15 protein-coding genes and 1 pseudogene are annotated in these 16,109 nt (G+C 74.1%); 11 read left to right on the top strand and 5 right to left on the bottom strand.

Going from position 1 to position 16,109, the window contains the following annotated elements; all coding sequences use genetic code 11:
- Positions 1-68 precede the first annotated feature (68 nt).
- The 8 genes from F8568_RS30720 to F8568_RS30685 all read left to right on the top strand — a co-directional run bounded on the left by F8568_RS30720 (position 69) and on the right by F8568_RS30685 (position 9,532).
- Positions 69-1,220, top strand: a complete 1,152-nt coding sequence (locus F8568_RS30720) for a mandelate racemase/muconate lactonizing enzyme family protein (protein WP_151597183.1) — start codon at positions 69-71, stop codon at positions 1,218-1,220.
- Entirely contained in the window at positions 1,217-2,263 is a 1,047-nt protein-coding gene (locus F8568_RS30715) for a zinc-dependent alcohol dehydrogenase (RefSeq protein WP_151597182.1), read from the top strand. Before F8568_RS30720 ends, F8568_RS30715 begins: the two co-directional genes overlap by 4 nt.
- Positions 2,247-3,254 carry a hypothetical protein gene (locus F8568_RS30710; RefSeq protein WP_151597181.1) on the top strand — a complete coding sequence of 336 codons (1,008 nt, stop codon included), beginning with the start codon at positions 2,247-2,249 and terminating at the stop codon, positions 3,252-3,254. Before F8568_RS30715 ends, F8568_RS30710 begins: the two co-directional genes overlap by 17 nt.
- Positions 3,255-3,293: 39 nt before the next feature.
- A complete protein-coding gene (gene chvE, locus F8568_RS30705) occupies positions 3,294-4,421 on the top strand; it encodes a multiple monosaccharide ABC transporter substrate-binding protein (protein ID WP_151597180.1) in 1,128 nt (375 codons plus the stop codon).
- Positions 4,422-4,425: 4 nt separating this feature from the next.
- A complete protein-coding gene (gene mmsA / locus F8568_RS30700) occupies positions 4,426-6,039 on the top strand; it encodes a multiple monosaccharide ABC transporter ATP-binding protein (RefSeq protein ID WP_407924498.1) in 1,614 nt (537 codons plus the stop codon).
- The gene (gene mmsB / locus F8568_RS30695; protein ID WP_151597179.1) at positions 6,036-7,310 is read left to right on the top strand and encodes a multiple monosaccharide ABC transporter permease; all 1,275 of its coding nucleotides are present in this window, start codon (positions 6,036-6,038) and stop codon (positions 7,308-7,310) included. The genes mmsA and mmsB overlap by 4 nt, the downstream gene beginning before the upstream one ends.
- Before the next feature lie 128 nt (positions 7,311-7,438).
- Positions 7,439-8,614, top strand: a complete 1,176-nt coding sequence (locus tag F8568_RS30690; RefSeq protein ID WP_151597178.1) for an aldose epimerase family protein — start codon at positions 7,439-7,441, stop codon at positions 8,612-8,614.
- 75 nt (positions 8,615-8,689) lie between these two features.
- Positions 8,690-9,532, top strand: coding sequence for an SMP-30/gluconolactonase/LRE family protein (locus F8568_RS30685; protein ID WP_151597177.1), 843 nt, complete (start codon positions 8,690-8,692; stop codon positions 9,530-9,532).
- Between the two features lie 21 nt (positions 9,533-9,553).
- On the opposite strand, the gene F8568_RS30680 is transcribed toward F8568_RS30685, so the two are convergent.
- The 3 genes from F8568_RS30680 to dinB form a co-directional block, all read right to left on the bottom strand.
- Positions 9,554-10,363, bottom strand: coding sequence for an SAM-dependent methyltransferase (locus tag F8568_RS30680; RefSeq protein ID WP_151597176.1), 810 nt, complete (start codon positions 10,361-10,363; stop codon positions 9,554-9,556).
- Between the two features lie 133 nt (positions 10,364-10,496).
- Positions 10,497-11,396, bottom strand: a complete 900-nt coding sequence (locus F8568_RS30675; protein WP_151597175.1) for a transposase — start codon at positions 11,394-11,396, stop codon at positions 10,497-10,499.
- 62 nt (positions 11,397-11,458) lie between these two features.
- Entirely contained in the window at positions 11,459-12,655 is a 1,197-nt protein-coding gene (dinB, locus tag F8568_RS30670) for a DNA polymerase IV (RefSeq protein ID WP_328601098.1), read from the bottom strand.
- A gap of 51 nt (positions 12,656-12,706) precedes the next feature.
- Here dinB and F8568_RS30665 point away from each other — a divergent pair, with 51 nt between their 5' ends.
- Complete coding sequence (locus F8568_RS30665; RefSeq protein ID WP_202125551.1) at positions 12,707-13,501, top strand: alpha/beta fold hydrolase; 795 nt, start codon at positions 12,707-12,709, stop codon at positions 13,499-13,501.
- A 164-nt stretch (positions 13,502-13,665) separates the two neighbouring features.
- Here the strand turns inward: F8568_RS30665 and F8568_RS48795 are convergent.
- Positions 13,666-13,845 (bottom strand): annotated as a pseudogene (locus F8568_RS48795) (carbohydrate ABC transporter permease); the annotation flags it as partial.
- A 424-nt stretch (positions 13,846-14,269) separates the two neighbouring features.
- Here F8568_RS48795 and F8568_RS50695 point away from each other — a divergent pair.
- Positions 14,270-14,740, top strand: a complete 471-nt coding sequence (locus F8568_RS50695; RefSeq protein ID WP_328601103.1) for a glycoside hydrolase family 3 N-terminal domain-containing protein — start codon at positions 14,270-14,272, stop codon at positions 14,738-14,740.
- Positions 14,710-14,856 (top strand): beta-xylosidase family glycoside hydrolase, encoded by a 147-nt coding sequence (locus tag F8568_RS51180; RefSeq protein WP_407924500.1) that lies wholly within the window; start codon positions 14,710-14,712, stop codon positions 14,854-14,856. Before F8568_RS50695 ends, F8568_RS51180 begins: the two co-directional genes overlap by 31 nt.
- On the opposite strand, the gene F8568_RS30645 is transcribed toward F8568_RS51180, so the two are convergent.
- Positions 14,853-16,055: an ROK family transcriptional regulator gene (locus F8568_RS30645; RefSeq protein WP_151597172.1), complete on the bottom strand. Its 1,203-nt coding sequence runs from the start codon at positions 16,053-16,055 to the stop codon at positions 14,853-14,855. The genes F8568_RS51180 and F8568_RS30645 overlap by 4 nt on opposite strands.
- Between the last annotated feature and the right edge of the window lie 54 nt (positions 16,056-16,109).

The following is a 16,109-nucleotide window of genomic DNA, read 5'->3' as shown; positions in this document are numbered from 1 at the left end:
ATCGCGCGGCGCGAATGTTAGCGCTAACACAAGCTAGTGCCAGGTTGATTCGAGAGGGGCGGCACACGTTGCGCATCACCGAGATCGGCACCCATGTCCTGGGGACACCGTGGCGGAACCTCACCTTCGTGACCGTCCGCACCGACGAGGGCCTCACCGGCGTCGGCGAGGCCCGGATGCTCGGCCGCACCGACGCCCTGGCCGGCTACCTCGCCGAGGCGGAGCGCCGGCACATCGCCGGCAGCGACCCGTTCGACGTCGAGGACCTCGTCCGCCGGATGAAGTACGGCGACTTCGGCCGCGCGGGCGAGATCGTCATGTCCGGCATCGCGTGCGTCGAGATGGCGTGCTGGGACATCATCGGCAAGGCGCTCGGCCAGCCGGTGTGGCGGCTGCTCGGCGGCAAGGTGCGCGACCGGGTCAAGGCCTACGCGAACGGCTGGTACACCGTCGACCGGACCCCGGACGACTTCCACGCGGCGGCGAGGCGCGTCGTCGACCGCGGTTACCGGGCGCTCAAGCTCGACCCGTTCGGCGCCGGCCGGATGGACCTGGACCACGCCGGGACGGTGCTGGCCATCGACCTGGTCGAGGCGGTGCGGGACGCGGTCGGCCCCGACGTCGAGCTGCTCATCGAGATGCACGGCCGCTTCTCCCCCGCGACCGCGATCCGGCTCGCCGGCCTGCTCGCCCCGTTCGACCCGGCCTGGCTGGAGGAGCCCGTCCCGCCGGAGAACCTCAAGGCGCTCGCCAAGGTGGCGGCGCACACCGGGCTGCCCATCGCGACGGGCGAGCGCGTCCACGACCGCATCGAGTTCCGCGAGCTGCTGGAACTGCAGGCCGCCGACGTGCTGCAACCCGACGTCGGGCACAGCGGCGGCATCGCGGAGGTCCGCAAGCTCGCCGCGACCGCCGAGACCTACTACGTGCAGGTCGCGCCGCACAACGTCGGCGGGCCGGTGCTGACCGCCGCGAGCCTCCAGCTCGGCGTCTGCACCCCCAACTTCAAAATCTTGGAGCACTTCAACGACTTCGCCGACGCCGCCGTCAAGGACGTCGCGAAGGGCGCCCCGCAGGTCGTCGACGGCCACTTCGCCCTGCCGGACGCGCCCGGCCTCGGCGTCGAGCTGGACCTCGACGCGGTCGCCGCCTTCCCCCAGCAGCACGCCGACTTCGACCTGTACGCCGACGGCTGGCACTTCCGCGGGACGCGCCGTTGAGCCGCGCGGTGGTCGTGGAGGCGCCGGGCCGCTGGCGGATCGACGCCGGCGACCCGCCGGAGCCGGGCCGCGGCGAGGCCCGGGTCCGGGTCGCCGCCGCCGGGCTGTGCGGCAGCGACCGCGAGCTGTTCGACGGCGCGCGCCCCGAGGGGTTCGCCGGGTACCCCGTCGTCCCCGGGCACGAGTGGTCCGGCACGGTCGAGGCGGTCGGCCCCGACACCGACCCGTCGCTGGTCGGCGCCGCCGTCGTCGGCGAGGGGTTCCGCGGCTGCATGACGTGCGGGCGTTGCCGGGAGGGCGCCCCGAACCTGTGCGCGAGCCGCTACGACGAGACGGGCTTCACCCGGCCCGGCGCGTTCGCCGACCACCTGCTGGTCCCCGCCCGGCTGCTGCACGTGCTGCCGCCCGGCGCCGACCTGCGCGCGGCGGCGCTGCTGGAGCCGGCCGCGGTCATCGCCGGGGCCGTCCGGCACGCGGCGCCGCGTCCGGGCGAGACCGTCGCGGTCGTCGGCGCCGGCACGCTCGGGATGCTCGCGCTGCAGTTCCTCGCCGCGTCGTCGCCGGCCCGGCTCGCCGCGATCGGCCCGCGGGTGGTGCGCGGCGAGCCGGCGCTGGACGCGGGCGCGACCGCGTTCGGCCGGCCCGGCGAGGTGCCCGAGGGCGCGTTCGACGTGGTCGTCGAGACCGCCGGCGCGCCCGGCACGGCGAGCGCGGCGGTGCGGCTGGCCCGCCGCGGCGGCCGGGTCGTGGTGACCGGCATCCCCGCCGACCCGGCCGACGCCGTCCCGACGTCGCTGCTGGTCACCCGCGCCCTGTCGCTGCACACCGTGTTCGGCTCCGGCCCCGCCGACTGGACGTACGCGGTGCGCGCGTTCGCCGGCGGTGTGCTGCGGCCGGCGTCCCTGATCACCCACGAGCTGCCGCTGACCGAGTTCGCGGCGGCGCTGAAGCTCAGCGGCTCCCCCGACGCCGGGAAGGTGCTGCTGCGCCCCGACCTCGACACGTCCCCGACCGGCGGGAGGACCGATGGACCCCTTCTCTGACGAGCTCGCCGGCCCGGCCGGCGGCCGCGCGCCCGGCGAGGACGCGCTGCGCTCGCTCGGCTGGCCCGACGCCGCGCCGCGCCCGCCCGCGTCCGGCCTGCGGTTCCCCGACGGCGGCGCCTGGCGCACCGAGCTGCCGTCCTGCGAGGGCCCCGCGGTGCTGGCCGCGGTGCTGGAGGAGAGCGAACGGCTCCGCGTCCCGCTGCACCGCATCAGCCAGGGCAGCGGCGTGTGGATGCTCACCGACGCCGAGATCGGCGAGATGGCGGACGCCTGCGACGCGCGCGGCATCGAGCTGTGCCTGTTCCTCGGCCCGCGCGGCACCTGGGAGCCGGGCGCCGGGGGCCGCTCCTACAACGCCTCCGGCCCGCGCGCCCGGGGCCGCGACCAGCTCGCCCAGTGCGTCGAGGACGCCGAGCGCGCCACCGCGCTCGGAGTCCGGTCGCTGCTGGTCGCCGACGAGGGCGTGCTGTGGACGCTGCACCGGCTGCGCGAGGCCGGCCGGCTGCCCGCCGGCACCACGTTCAAGGTGTCCGCGCTGGTCGGCCCGGTGAACCCGGCATCGTTCGCGGTGTGGGAGGGCCTCGGCGCCGACTCGGTCAACGTGCCGAGCGACCTGACGGTCGCGCAGCTCGCCGAGATCCGCGCGGTCAGCGCCGCGCCGATGGACTTCTACGTCGAGGCGCCCGACGACCTCGGCGGGTTCGTCCGCTTCTACGACGCGGCGGAGCTGATCCGCTGCGGCGCCCCCATCTATCTGAAGTTCGGGCTGCGCAACGCGCCCGGCATCTATCCGGTCGGCCACCACCTGCTGCCCGCCGCCGTGGCGAGCGCGCGGGAGCGGGTGCGGCGCGGCCGGCTCGTCCTGGACACCCTCGCCCGGCTCGGGGCGGGCGAGGACATGTCCCCGACCGGGTCCCGTGACCCGGGGCCGCTGCGGCGGTTCCCGGCCCTCCCGGAAGCCCTGCCCACGTCCGCCGTCCGACGCTGATTCGCTCCGCTGCCCTCCCCCACCCCGAAGGAGAACGAGATGAGACTCCGGCGCATCACCACGGCCCTGTCCGCGCTGGTCCTGGCGACCGCCATGACGGCGTGCGGCTCCAGCGAGAAGAGCATCGACAAGAAGGCCAAGTCCGGCGACACCAAGGGCGCGCTGATCGGCGTGACGATGCCGACGAAGTCGTCCGAGCGCTGGATCCGCGACGGCAACACGCTCAAGGCCGACCTGGAGAAGCTCGGCTACAAGGTCGACCTGCAGTACGCCGAGAACGACATCCCGACGCAGGTCAGCCAGATCGAGAACCAGATCACCAAGGGCGCCCGGCTGCTGGTCGTGGCGTCCATCGACGGCACCGCGCTGACCAGCCAGCTGCAGGAGGCGCACCAGAACCACATCCCGGTGATCTCCTACGACCGGCTCATCATGCGCAGCCCGGACGTCGACTACTACGTCACCTTCGACAACTACAAGGTGGGCGTGGAGCAGGCGACCTCGCTGCTCACCGGCCTGAAGATCAAGAACGAGGACGGGTCGGAGGGCAAGGCGAAGGGCCCGTTCAACATCGAGCTGTTCGCCGGCTCCCCCGACGACAACAACGCCCCCTTCTTCTACAACGGCGCGATGTCGGTGCTCAAGCCGTACATCGACAAGGGGACGCTGGTCGTCAAGAGCGGCCAGACCGACTTCAAGACGATGGCGATCCTGCGCTGGGACCCGGCGACGGCGCAGAAGCGGATGGAGGACATCCTCACCAAGACCTACCGGGGCGGCGCCAAGGTCGACGGGGTGCTCTCGCCGTACGACGGCCTGTCGATCGGCATCCTGTCGGCGCTGAAGAGCAACGGCTACGGCACCGCGAGCCAGCCGTACCCGGTGGTGACCGGGCAGGACGCCGAGCGGGCGTCGGTGAAGTCGATCCTGGCCGGCGAGCAGTACTCCACCATCTTCAAGGACGTCCGCAAGCTCGCCGACGAGGCCGCGAAGATGACCGACGCCATCCTCAAGGGCGGCAAGCCGCAGGTCAACAACACGACCGACTACAACAACCAGAAGAAGGTCGTCCCGACGCAGATGCTGCAGCCGGTGATCGTCAACAAGGCCAACGTGCAGACCGAGCTGGTCCAGTCCGGCTACTACACGCAGGCGCAGCTGGGATGACGCCGTGACCACCGACGACATCACCGAAGCGGCGGCGGCCGGCGGCCCGGGAGGCGGCGACATCCTGCGGATGCGCGGCATCACCAAGACGTTCCCCGGGGTGAACGCGCTCGCCGACGTCGACCTGACCGTGCGCCGCGGCGAGATCCACGCGATCTGCGGCGAGAACGGGGCCGGCAAGTCCACGCTGATGAAGGTGCTGTCCGGGGTCTACCCGCACGGCTCGTACGACGGGGAGATCCTCTTCGACGGCGAGCCGTGCCGGTTCTCCGGGATCCGCGACAGCGAGGAGCGCGGGATCGTCATCATCCACCAGGAGCTGGCGCTGTGCCCGCAGCTGTCGATCGCCGAGAACATCTTCCTCGGCAACGAGCGGCCGGCGCGCGGGCTCCTCGGCGGCCGGCTCCTCGGGCGGGGGCTGGTCGACTGGAACCGCACCAACCACGAGGCGGGCCTGCTGCTGGAGCGGGTCGGGCTGCCGGAGAACCCGGTGACCCCGATCGCCGACCTCGGCGTCGGCAAGCAGCAGCTGGTGGAGATCGCCAAGGCGCTGTCCAAGCGGGTGCGGCTGCTGATCCTGGACGAGCCGACCGCCGCGCTCAACGACGAGGACTCCGCGCACCTGCTGAACCTGATGCGCGGGCTCCGCGACGACGGCATCACCTGCGTGATCATCTCGCACAAGCTGAACGAGGTCCTCGCCATCGCCGACACCGTCAGCGTGCTGCGCGACGGCCGGATGATCGAGACGCTCGACCCGTCCGGCGGCGGGGTCACCGAGGACCGGATCATCTCCGGGATGGTGGGCCGGGACCTGGAGCACCGCTTCCCGCCCCGCGAGCCGGAGATCGGCGGGGAGGCGCTGCGGATCGAGGACTGGACGGTGCACAGCCCGGCGCAGCGCGACCGCGCGGTGGTGTCGGGCGCCGCCCTGACGCTGCGGCGCGGCGAGATCGTGGGCCTCGCCGGGCTGATGGGCGCGGGCCGCACCGAGCTGGCGATGAGCGTGTTCGGGCGGTCCTACGGGGTGGACATCTCCGGCCGCGTCTACAAGGACGGCGAGCAGGTCCGGCTGCGGACCGTGCGGGACGCGATCCGGCACGGCATCGCCTACGCCACCGAGGACCGCAAGCGCTACGGGCTGAACCTCATCCAGGACATCAAGCGCAACGTGTCGGCGGCGCGGCTCGGGAAGCTGTCCCGCGCCGGGTGGGTGAACGAGTACGACGAGTACCGGGTCGCCGAGGAGTTCCGCGGCGGGATGAACATCAAGGCGCCGAGCGTGTCGGCGGTGGCCGGGCAGCTGAGCGGCGGCAACCAGCAGAAGGTCGTGCTGTCCAAGTGGATCTTCACGGATCCGGACGTGCTGATCCTGGACGAGCCGACCCGCGGCATCGACGTCGGCGCCAAGTACGAGATCTACACGATCATCAACCGGCTCGCCGCGGAGGGCCGGGCGATCCTGCTGATCTCCTCGGAGCTGCCCGAGCTGCTCGGCATGTGCGACCGGATCTACACGATGGCGGCCGGCCGGATCACCGGCGAGGTGCCGCGGGCGGAGGCCACGCAGGAGCGCCTCATGTCCTACATGACCATGGGAAGGGAGCAGGCCGGATGAGCCGTACCGCACCTGCGAAGACCGGCGCCGCGGCCACCGGGAAGGACGCCGTGGCCGAGCCGGGCGGGGCGGCGGCGCCCGCCGCCCGGCCGCGGCTGACCGTGAACGTGCGGCAGAGCGGCATCTACATCGCGTTCGCGCTGATCGTCGTGCTGTTCGCGGTGCTGACCGGCGGCGATCTGCTGCAGCCGCAGAACATCTCCAACATCATCGTGCAGAACTCCTACATCCTGATCCTGGCGATCGGGATGATCCTCATCATCATCTCCGGGCACATCGACCTGTCGGTGGGCTCGCTGGTCGGCGTGACCGGCGCGATCGCGGCCTGGCTGATGGTGAGCCACGACGTGGCGTGGCCGGTCGCGCTGCTGCTGACGCTGGTGGCGGGCGCCGCGATCGGCGCGTGGCAGGGGTACTGGACCGCCTTCTTCGGCATCCCTTCGTTCATCGTCACGCTGGCCGGGATGCTGCTGTTCCGGGCGCTGACGATGACGGTGCTCGGCAACCAGGGCCTCGGCCCGTTCCCCGACCAGGTCCGGACGCTGTCGAACGGGTTCACCTCCGGCTACCTCGGCAACGTCGGGCTCGGCCCGCTGGGCGGCGCGGACCTGTTCAGCCTGCTCGTCGGCATCGCGGTGGTGGCGGGGCTCGCGGTCTCCCGGTGGCGGACCCGCGCGACGCGGCTCGGCTACGGGCAGACCGTCGACCCGGTGCCGGTGTTCCTGCTGAAGATCGTCGCGGCGGGCGCGCTGATCATGGCGGTCACCGTGCAGCTGGCCCGGTTCCACAACCTGCCGTGGGTGCTGGTGCTGCTGGCGGTGCTGGTGCTGGCGTACTCGCTGCTGACGGCCCGGTCGGTGTTCGGGCGGCACGTGTACGCCGTCGGCGGGAACCTGCAGGCGGCCGTGCTGTCCGGCGTGCGGGCCAAGTCGGTGGTGTTCTGGCTGTTCGTCAACATGGGCGTGCTGTCGGCGCTGGCCGGGATCATCTTCGCCGGGCGGCTCAACCAGGCCGGGCCCACCGCCGGCAACACCTTCGAGCTCGACGCGATCGCGGCGGCGTTCATCGGCGGCGCCGCGGTGCAGGGCGGCGTCGGCAAGGTGGTCGGCGCGATCACCGGGGGCCTGATCATGGGCGTGATCAACAACGGGATGTCGCTGATGGGCGCGCCCAGCGAGCGGGTGATGCTCGTCAAGGGCCTGGTCCTGCTGGCGGCCGTCGCGTTCGACGTCTGGACCAAGCGGCGCGCCGGGTCGCCGCTGCTGCGCTGACCGGGGCGAGCGCTCGCCCCGCCCACCCGGCCGTACGATCCACGGGGCCCGCGGCGATCCGCCGGTCCCCCGACCAGAAGTGCACGCCAGTCCGTCTCCTCCCTCCCCCCAAGCGAGAGGAAACACCGATGAAGCGCGTCCCACCCCTCACCGTCCCGCTCGCCGCCGCCCTCCTCGCGGGCGGCCTGCTCGCCGGCCCGGCCGGCGCCGCGCCGGCCACCGCCGCGCCGTCCGCGCCGACCGTCACCAAGGAGCCGTTCGGCGCGCTGCCGGACGGCACGAAGATCGACCGGTACACGCTCGGCAGCGGCCACGGCATGAAGGTCCGCATCCTCACCTACGGCGGCATCGTCCAGTCCCTCGACGTCCCGGACCGGCACGGCCGCTCCGGTGACGTCGCGCTCGGGTTCCGCACGCTGGACGGCTACCTCAGCGACACCTACAAGGACGAGAACCCGTACTTCGGGGCGCTGATCGGCCGCTACGGCAACCGGATCGGGGGCGCTCGGTTCACCCTCGACGGCACGACCTACAAGGTCCCCGCCAACGACGGGCCGAACAGCCTGCACGGCGGCACGACCGGCTTCGACAAGCGGGTGTGGACGGCCCAGCCGGCCAAGGACCGCAACGGGGCCTCGCTGCGGCTCTCGTACGTCAGCCCCGACGGCGAGGAGGGCTACCCCGGCACGCTCCGCACGACCGTCACCTACACCGTCACCCGCGCGAACGAACTGCGCATCCACTACCAGGCCACCACCGACAAGCCGACGGTCGTCAACCTGACCAACCACACCTACTTCAACCTGGCGGGTGAGGGGTCCGGCGAGGTCTACGACCACAGGGTGCAGATCAACGCGTCCCGCTTCACACCGGTCGACTCCACCCTCATCCCGACCGGGCGGCTGGCCCCGGTGCGCGGCACGCCGCTGGACTTCACCCGTCCGCACACCATCGGCGAACGCGTCCGCGACGGCGACCAGCAGATGGTGTACGGGCGCGGCTACGACCACAACTTCGTGCTCGACGGCACCGGCATGAAGCTCGCCGCCCGCGTCACCGAGCCGACCACCGGCCGGGTGATGGAGATCCGCACCGACCAGCCCGGCCTGCAGTTCTACTCCGGCAACTTCCTCGACGGCCGGCTCGTCGGCACCGGCGGGACGATGTACCGGCAGGGCGACGGGTTCGCCATGGAGACCCAGCACTTCCCCGACTCGCCCAACAAGCCGCAGTTCCCGAGCACCACGCTGCGGCCCGGCCAGACCTACGACTCCACCAGCGTCTACTCCTTCGCCACGTCCTGACCCGCGCCGGGGCGGGCACCGGCCGGCGTGGCGCCGGTGCCCGCCCCGGCCGCCCGGGCCGACCGAGGATCCCCCATGGAACACCGCATCGAGATCGCCCTGCCGTCCCGCGTCCGGCTCGGTGAGGGGCCCGGCTGGCACGCCGCCGCCGGAGTGCTGCTCTGGGTCGACATCCTCGGCAACGAGGTGCACGCCTACGACCCGGCCACCGGCGCCGACACCGTCCGCCACACGGCCCAGCACGTGGGCGCGGCCAGGCCCCGCGCGGGCGGCGGGCTGGTCGTCAACCTCCGCGACGGCGTCGGGCTGTACGACGCCGACGGCGCGTTCCGCTGGCTGGCCGAGCATCCCGTCCCCGGCTGCCGCGGCAACGACGCCGCCGTCGGCCCGGACGGCGCGCTCTGGGCCGGGACCATGCGCTACGACGAGGCGCCGGGCGGCGGCCGGCTGCGCCGCGTCACCCCGGACGGCGGGACGACCACGGTGCTCGACGACGTAACCGTCAGCAACGGGATCGCCTGGAGCCCCGACGGACGCCTGATGTACTACGCGGACACGCCCACGCGCCGCATCGACGTCTTCGACTTCAGCCCCGAGGAGGGCGCCGCCCGCCGCCGCGCGTTCGTCTCCGTCCCCGGCCTGCCCGACGGGCTGACCGCCGACGCCGAGGGCCGGATCTGGGTGGCGCTGTGGGGCGGCGGGCGCGTCCTGTGCTACACGCCCGGCGGCGACCTCGACCGGACCGTCGAGGTGCCCGCCGCGCAGACCACCGCCTGCGCGTTCGGCGGCCCGGACCTCCGCGACCTCTACATCACGACCGCGACCGTGGGCGCGCCGAAGGACGACCCCCACGGCGGATCCCTGTTCGTCGTGCCCGGCGCGGGACAGGGCCTGCCCTCGCCCGCGTTCGCCGCCTGACCCCGCCCCGCGGGCCGCGGGTCAGGTGCGGCGGCGGCCGACGCCCGCGAGCGTGAACGTCCGCTCGGGGTGCGCGACGTCCTCGGCCCCGGGGTCGGGCCGCCACAGCGGGGTGTAGGTGAGGCCCGGGTCGAGCAGGTCGAACACCTCGACGATCGACTCGATCTCGGCGCGGGTGCGGCCCCAGAAGTGCCCGCTGGTCGGCTTGAACACCTGCCCGACCTCGCCGCTCGACTCCGGCTGCGGGTCCTGGGTGATGTGCGTGAACACGACGTGCCCGCCGGGCGGCAGCGCGTCGTGCAGCCGCGCGGCGGACCGGCGGGCGTCGGCGGCGTCGCCGATGAAGTGCAGGACGCGGTCGAGCACGATCGCCACCGGCTCGGTGAAGTCGATGTGCTCGCGGACGTCCGGGTCGTCGGCGAGCGACTCGGGACGCGCGAGGTCGCACCGCACGACCGCCGTCCGGTCCGTGCCGGCCAGCAGCGCCCGCGCGTGCACCAGCACGACGGGGTCGGCGTCGGCGAACACGACGGTCGCGTCCGGGGCGACCCGGGCCGCGACCTCGTGCACGTTGCCGGCGGCGGGCAGCTTGCTGCCGACGTCGATGAACTGCCGGACGCCCTGCCGGGCGAGGTGCCGGACGGCGCGCCCGATGAAGGCGTGGTTCGCCCTGGCCGCCGCGCGCGCCTCCGGGATGACGGCCAGCAGCTGCTCGGCCACCTCCCGGTCGGCGGCGTAGTTGTCCTTGCCGCCGAGCAGGTAGTCGTAGATCCGTGCGGTGTTGGGCGTCGTCAGATCGACGTCCGCGGGGGACCACCTCTCCTCGGCCATCGCACACTCCGCTTCGTCCCGGGGAGAACGATCGTCTCATGGGACGCGCCGTGCTCGTACAGGGACGCACCGCGTCCGTGCAGCGGAGCTTCCGAAGCCCGCTAGATCGTTGATGGGAGTTTCGGGACTGCGGTCAGTGGTCGTAGGCGATCAGTGACCGTTTGACCGGGGCGTCGGTCAGCCAGTTGTGCCAGATGGCGGCGTTGAGCGCGCAGATGCGCTGGCACAGGCGCGTCCACAAGCCCTCGGTGGTGCGGGCGGCATGGCGTTCCAGCCCGAGCTGATTCTTCAGCGTCCAGATGACCGCTTCGATGCGCTGGCGCAGCCAGGCGGGGAAGACCGCGACCTGCGGGTCGGGCTCGTCTTGGCGGACGGGGCGGATCAGGACATGGCCCAGGTCGGCGGCGGCCTTCTCCACCCCGGCCCCGGCGGATCCCTTGTCGCACACGATCGGGCACGGTCCCGGCGCGGGCGGCCGGACGTGCAGCAGGTGCACCGCCTGCTTGCGTTCGTCCAGTTCCTTGGGGTGGGCCAGGCTGAAGGCGCACACCGCCCCCTCGGCGGTGGTGATCAGCATCAGCTTGGCGCCCCAGTAGAAGGCGTGGTGGGACTTGTCCATGCCGTAGCCGGCGATCTCGCCCAGGGCCGAGCGGTTCACGGTGGTGCGCGAGGCGCCGCAGCGCAGCGGGGTGCCGTCCATCAGCCGCAGCCGGTCCTGCCAGGACGGAACCCGGCGCACGAGCCACATCGCGGCGGCGAACAACGCCGGGGCCGCATCGCGCAGGTGCCGGTTGTACTCCGATTGGCCGGGCAGCCGCGGGAACAGGTGCCCGACCCTGCCGGGCGCCGTCCGCAGCCACCGCCGCTCGGAATCGCAGCCGAGCAGGACCTGGGCCACGGCGACACACACCAGCTCGGCGTCATTGAGCACCCGCTGCGGCCCGCGTCGCCGCGGCCGGTCCGCCGACGGCAGGACATGGTCGTCCAGATGGACATAGAGTGCGGTCAGAAGGGCGTCCAGGTTTGTCTTCACACACTGATCATGGGCGCCCTTCGTCACGCCCGCCCCCGGTTCAGCAAACCCCCATCAACGATCTAGCCGGACGGCTCGTCGGGCAGCGTCGGCACCGCGATGCCGGGGTCGCGGCCGAGCAGCACCGCGCGGGTGATCGCGGACGACCCGAACCGGCCGCGGACGCCGTCGACGGCGGCGTCCGCGGCCTCGCCGGCGTCGAACGGGAGCGCGAGCTGCACGACCCGGTCGTCGTGCAGGGAGCCGAACGACACCCCGATCAGGGTCAGCCCCCGCTCGGCGATCAGCGGGGCGGCACCGCCGAGCAGCCTGCGCGCCGCGTCCAGCAGCGCGGACGTCTCGGCCGTCGCCTGCGGCAGCGTGTGCGAGCGGGAGGCGCGCGCGTAGTCGCCGAACCGCAGCCGCAGCGTGACCGTCCGGCACACCCGGTGCGCGCCGCGCAGCCGTCCCGCGAGCCGGTCGACGAGGCCGACGAGGACGGCGTCCAGTTCCTCGGGCGGCCGGGGCCGGCGGCCGAGCGCGCGCTGCGCGCCCATCGACCGGCGGCGGACCCCGGTGCGGACGGGCCGCGGGTCCCGGTTGCGGGCCAGCGCGTGCAGGTGCCGCCCGGGGCCGGGGCCGAGCAGGGACACCAGCGCGGCCTCCGGCATGTCGGCGACGTCGCCGACCGTGGCGACGCCGTAGCCGGCGAGCTTGGCGGCGGTCGCCGGGCCGACGCCCCAGAGCCGCCGCACCGGCAGCGGGCGCAGGAAGTCCAGCTCGCCGTCGGGCGGGACGACGAGCAGCCCGTCGGGCTTGGCGACGCCGCTGGCCACCTTCGCCAGGAACTTGGTGCGCGCCACGCCGATGGTGATCGGCAGCCCGATCTCCTCGGCGACCCGGCGCCGCAGCCCGGCCGCGATCGCGGCGGGGGTGCCGGAGATGCGGCGCAGCCCGTCCACGTCGAGGAACGCCTCGTCGATCGACAGGCCCTCGACGAGCGGCGTCGTGGCGCGGAACAGCGCGAACACCGCCCTGCTCGCCGCGGCGTAGGCGTCCATCCGGGGCCGGACGACGACGGCGCCCGGGCACAGCCGCCGCGCCTGCCCGCCGCTCATCGCGGTGCGGACGCCGTGCGCCTTGGCCTCGTAGCTGGCCGCCAGCACCACGCCCCCGCCGACGATCACCGGCCGCCCGCGCAGCGCGGGGTCGTCGCGCTGCTCGACCGACGCGTAGAAGGCGTCCAGGTCGGCGTGCAGGATCGTGGCGGCACGGGACACGAACATATGTTCGCATATCGGTTCCCGACCTGGGCAGGTACGCTCCCCCGCGTGACCGAGACCGGTTTCGCCGAGTCCAGGGACGGGACGATCGTCGGGTACGAGACGGCCGGGGCGGGCCCGCCGCTGGTCCTCGTGCACGGCGCGGCCGCCGACCGCCGCTGCTGGGCCCCCGTGCTGCCGCGGCTCGCCGAGCGGTTCACCGTCCACGCGCTGGACCGCCGGGGCCGCGGCCTCAGCGCCCGGGAGGGCGGCCCGTACGCCATCGAGCGCGAAGGCGAGGACATCGCGGCCGTCGCCGAGGCGGCCGGAGGCGACGTGTTCCTCGTCGGCCACTCCTACGGCGCGCTGTGCTCCCTGCACGCGGCCGCGGCGACGGACGCGATCGCGCGGCTCGTCCTGTACGAGCCGCCGATCACGACGCCCTGGCACGAGGCCGCCTCCCCCGAGGCACTGGCGCGGCTCCGCGAGATCGCGGACGAGGGCGACCACGACCGGCTTCTCGCGGCGGTCTTCCGCGACCTGATGGGCCTGTCGCGGCGGCAGGTCGACGCGCTGCGCGGCGCGCGCCGGTTCTGGGCGGCCTGCCTGGGCAACGCGCCGCCGCTCGTCCGGGAGAGCGGGAGCGTGCCGCGGATCGAGGGCTGCTCCCGGTTCGCGGGGATCGGCGTGCCGGTGCGGCTGCTGGTCGGCGAGACGAGCCCGCCGTACCAGCGGGCGACGGCGGACGCGCTCGCCCGGATCGTCCCCGGCGCCGAGGTCGTCGAGCTGCCCGGGCAGGGGCACATGGCGATGGCGGACGACCCCGGCCTGTTCGCCAAGGCGCTGGCGACCTTCGCGGAGTGAGCCGGGCGATCGGTCACCCCTTCGTCGCGCCGGCGGTCAGCCCGCCGATCAGCTGCCGCTCTGCGACGGAGTAGAACGCGATCGCGGGGATCATCGCTGCCGAGCGCGGGCCGCGCCATCGGCAGCAGGATCCGCCAGAAGAACCCGGACCGGCCGCAGCCGTCGATGACGGCGGCCTCCTCCAGCTCGCCGGGGATCGTCCGGAAGAACGACCGCAGGATGATGAGCGTCATCGGCAGCGCGAACGCGGCCTGCGGCAGGATCACCCCGAGCGGGTTGTCGAGCAGCCCGAACGAGCGCAGCAGGACGAACAGCGGCAGCACCGCCACCGCGGGCGGGAACATCAGGCGCGTCGCCGCCCGCACCCTGCTGCAGCTGCTGAACGGCCGCCCGCCGCTGACCCCGCGCGTGGAGCCGGCCACCGACCTGCGCGTCCGCGCGTCCACCGCCCCGCCGGCCCACACGGAGGAACGATGACCGAAGCCGCCCCGGCCGCGCGCGCGGCCCGCGAACCGTGGCGGGACCGCGCGCTGCCGGCCGCCGCGCGGGTCGCCGACCTGCCGGCCCGCATGACGCCGGAGGAGAAGGCGGGGCAGCTCGCCGGCTTCTGGGCGATGCCCGCCGAGCCCGGCGCGCCCGTCGCCCCGATGGAGGACGACTCGCACGAGACCGCGCCGTCCCTGGACGAGGTGGTCGGCCACGGCATCGGGCAGCTCACCCGCGTGTTCGGGACGGCGCCCGTCCCGGCGGCCGAGGGCGCGGCGCGACCTGCAGCGCCGCGTCGCCGCCGGCAACCGGTTCGGCATCCCGGCTATCGCGCACGAGGAGTGCCTCAACGGCTTCATGACGTGGGGCGCGACCATCTTCCCGAGCCCGCCCGCGTGGGGCGCGACGTTCGACCCCGGGCTGGTCGAGGAGATGGCCGCCGCGATCGGCTCGGCCATGCGGGCGTCGGGCGTCCACCAGGGCCTCGCGCCGGTGCTGGACGTCGTCCGCGACCCGCGCTGGGGCCGGACGGAGGAGTGCGCCGGCGTGGACATGGAGCTGCCGACCGTCCGCTGCTACGGCGCGCCGCTGATCGAGGAGGTGCGGCGCGGCGCCGTCCCCGAGGAGCTGCTCGACCGCGCCGCCGCCCGCGTCCTGGTTTCGAGGCCCACGGCCGCTGGTACCGGGCGTCGTACGCCCCGCGTCCGGGGCATTGGGAGCCGCTGGGCGACCCCATCGACGGCGACTTCCTGACCAGCCAGGTCGCGGGCGGTTTCACCGGTGTCCTCGTCGGCCTTTACGCCACGTCCAACGGCCGGCCGAGCACGAACCACGCCGACTTCGGCTGGTTCGGGTACGTCCCGCTCTAGAGCAGCAGCGCCGGGTCGGCGATCACCCGCTCGATCACCAGGCCCGCCGCGCCGAGCACCGCCGCGCCCTCCGCCAGCCCGGACACCTCGATGTGCGGGACGCCGCGGCGCAGCGACCCGGTCCCCGCGGCGAGGACCCCTTCGAGCGGCGGCCGGATCCACTCGGCGAGCGACGAGAAGGCGCCGCCGAGGACGATCGCGTCCGGGTCGATGAGGTTGACGGCGGAGGCGAGCGCGCCGCCGAGCGCGCGGCCCGCGCGGTCCACCGCGGCGAGCGCGGCGGCGTCGCCGGCGTTCAGCCGGTCGAGGAGCGCGTTCACCGAGCCGTCCGGGCCGGTGACCGCGCGCGCCTGCGGGATCCCGGCGGCGCGCAGCATCGCCTCCTGGCCGGCGATCTGCTCCAGGCAGCCGCGCCCGCCGCACGAGCACGGCGGCCCGGACGGGTCGGCGACCAGATGGCCGAGCTCGCCGGCGAAGCCGTGCGCGCCGCGGAAGACCCGGCCGTCCACGACGATGCCGGCGCCGATCCCGATCTCGCCCGAGACGTGCACGAAGTCGCCGAGCCGCGCGCCGCCGCCGAACCACAGCTCGCCGAGCGCGGCGAGGTTCGCCTCGTTGTCGTACTCGGGCGGCAGCGGCGCGGCGCCGGCCGGCAGCGCGACGGGGACGTCCGCCCAGCCGAGGTTCGGGGCGTGCCGGACGACGCCGTGCTCGCGGTCGAGCAGGCCGGGCAGCGCGACGGCGGCGCCGGCGACCGCGAGGCCCTGGCCCGCGACGGCGGTGACGGCCTCCCCGGCGAGCGCCGCCAGCGCGGCGAGGACGTCGGCGGGCGCGCGGCCCCGGTTGTCGGCGCTGACGACGTGCCGGTACCGGACCTGCTTGCCGAGGTCCAGCACGCAGGCGGCGAGGTAGTCGACGTTGACCTCCAGGCCGAGCCCGGCGGCGCCGTCCCCGGCGATCGAGACGCCGACGCCGGGCCGGCCGCGCTCCCCCTCGTGCACGGGCGCGCCGTCGCGGACGAGGCCCGCGCCCTCCAGCAGGCCGACGAGGTTGGAGACGGTGGTCTTGGTGAAGCCGGTCAGCTCGGCGAGCCGGGCCCGGGTCACGGGCTGGTGCCGGGCGACGTGCTCCAGCACGACGGCGAGGTTGCGCCCGCGCATCGTCGCGTGCCGGACGGGCGCGTTCCCGGACTTCGTCATGAACCCACCCTAATTCAATCCGGTGTCTGGGCGGGTCCCGGGCCATCTGCTAGG

The organism is Actinomadura physcomitrii (assembly GCF_008923205.2).
Classification (GTDB): Bacteria; Actinomycetota; Actinomycetes; order Streptosporangiales; family Streptosporangiaceae; genus Spirillospora; species Spirillospora physcomitrii.
The sequence above is the reverse complement of the archived record's forward strand: the minus strand, read 5'-3'. Positions and strand labels throughout refer to the sequence as shown.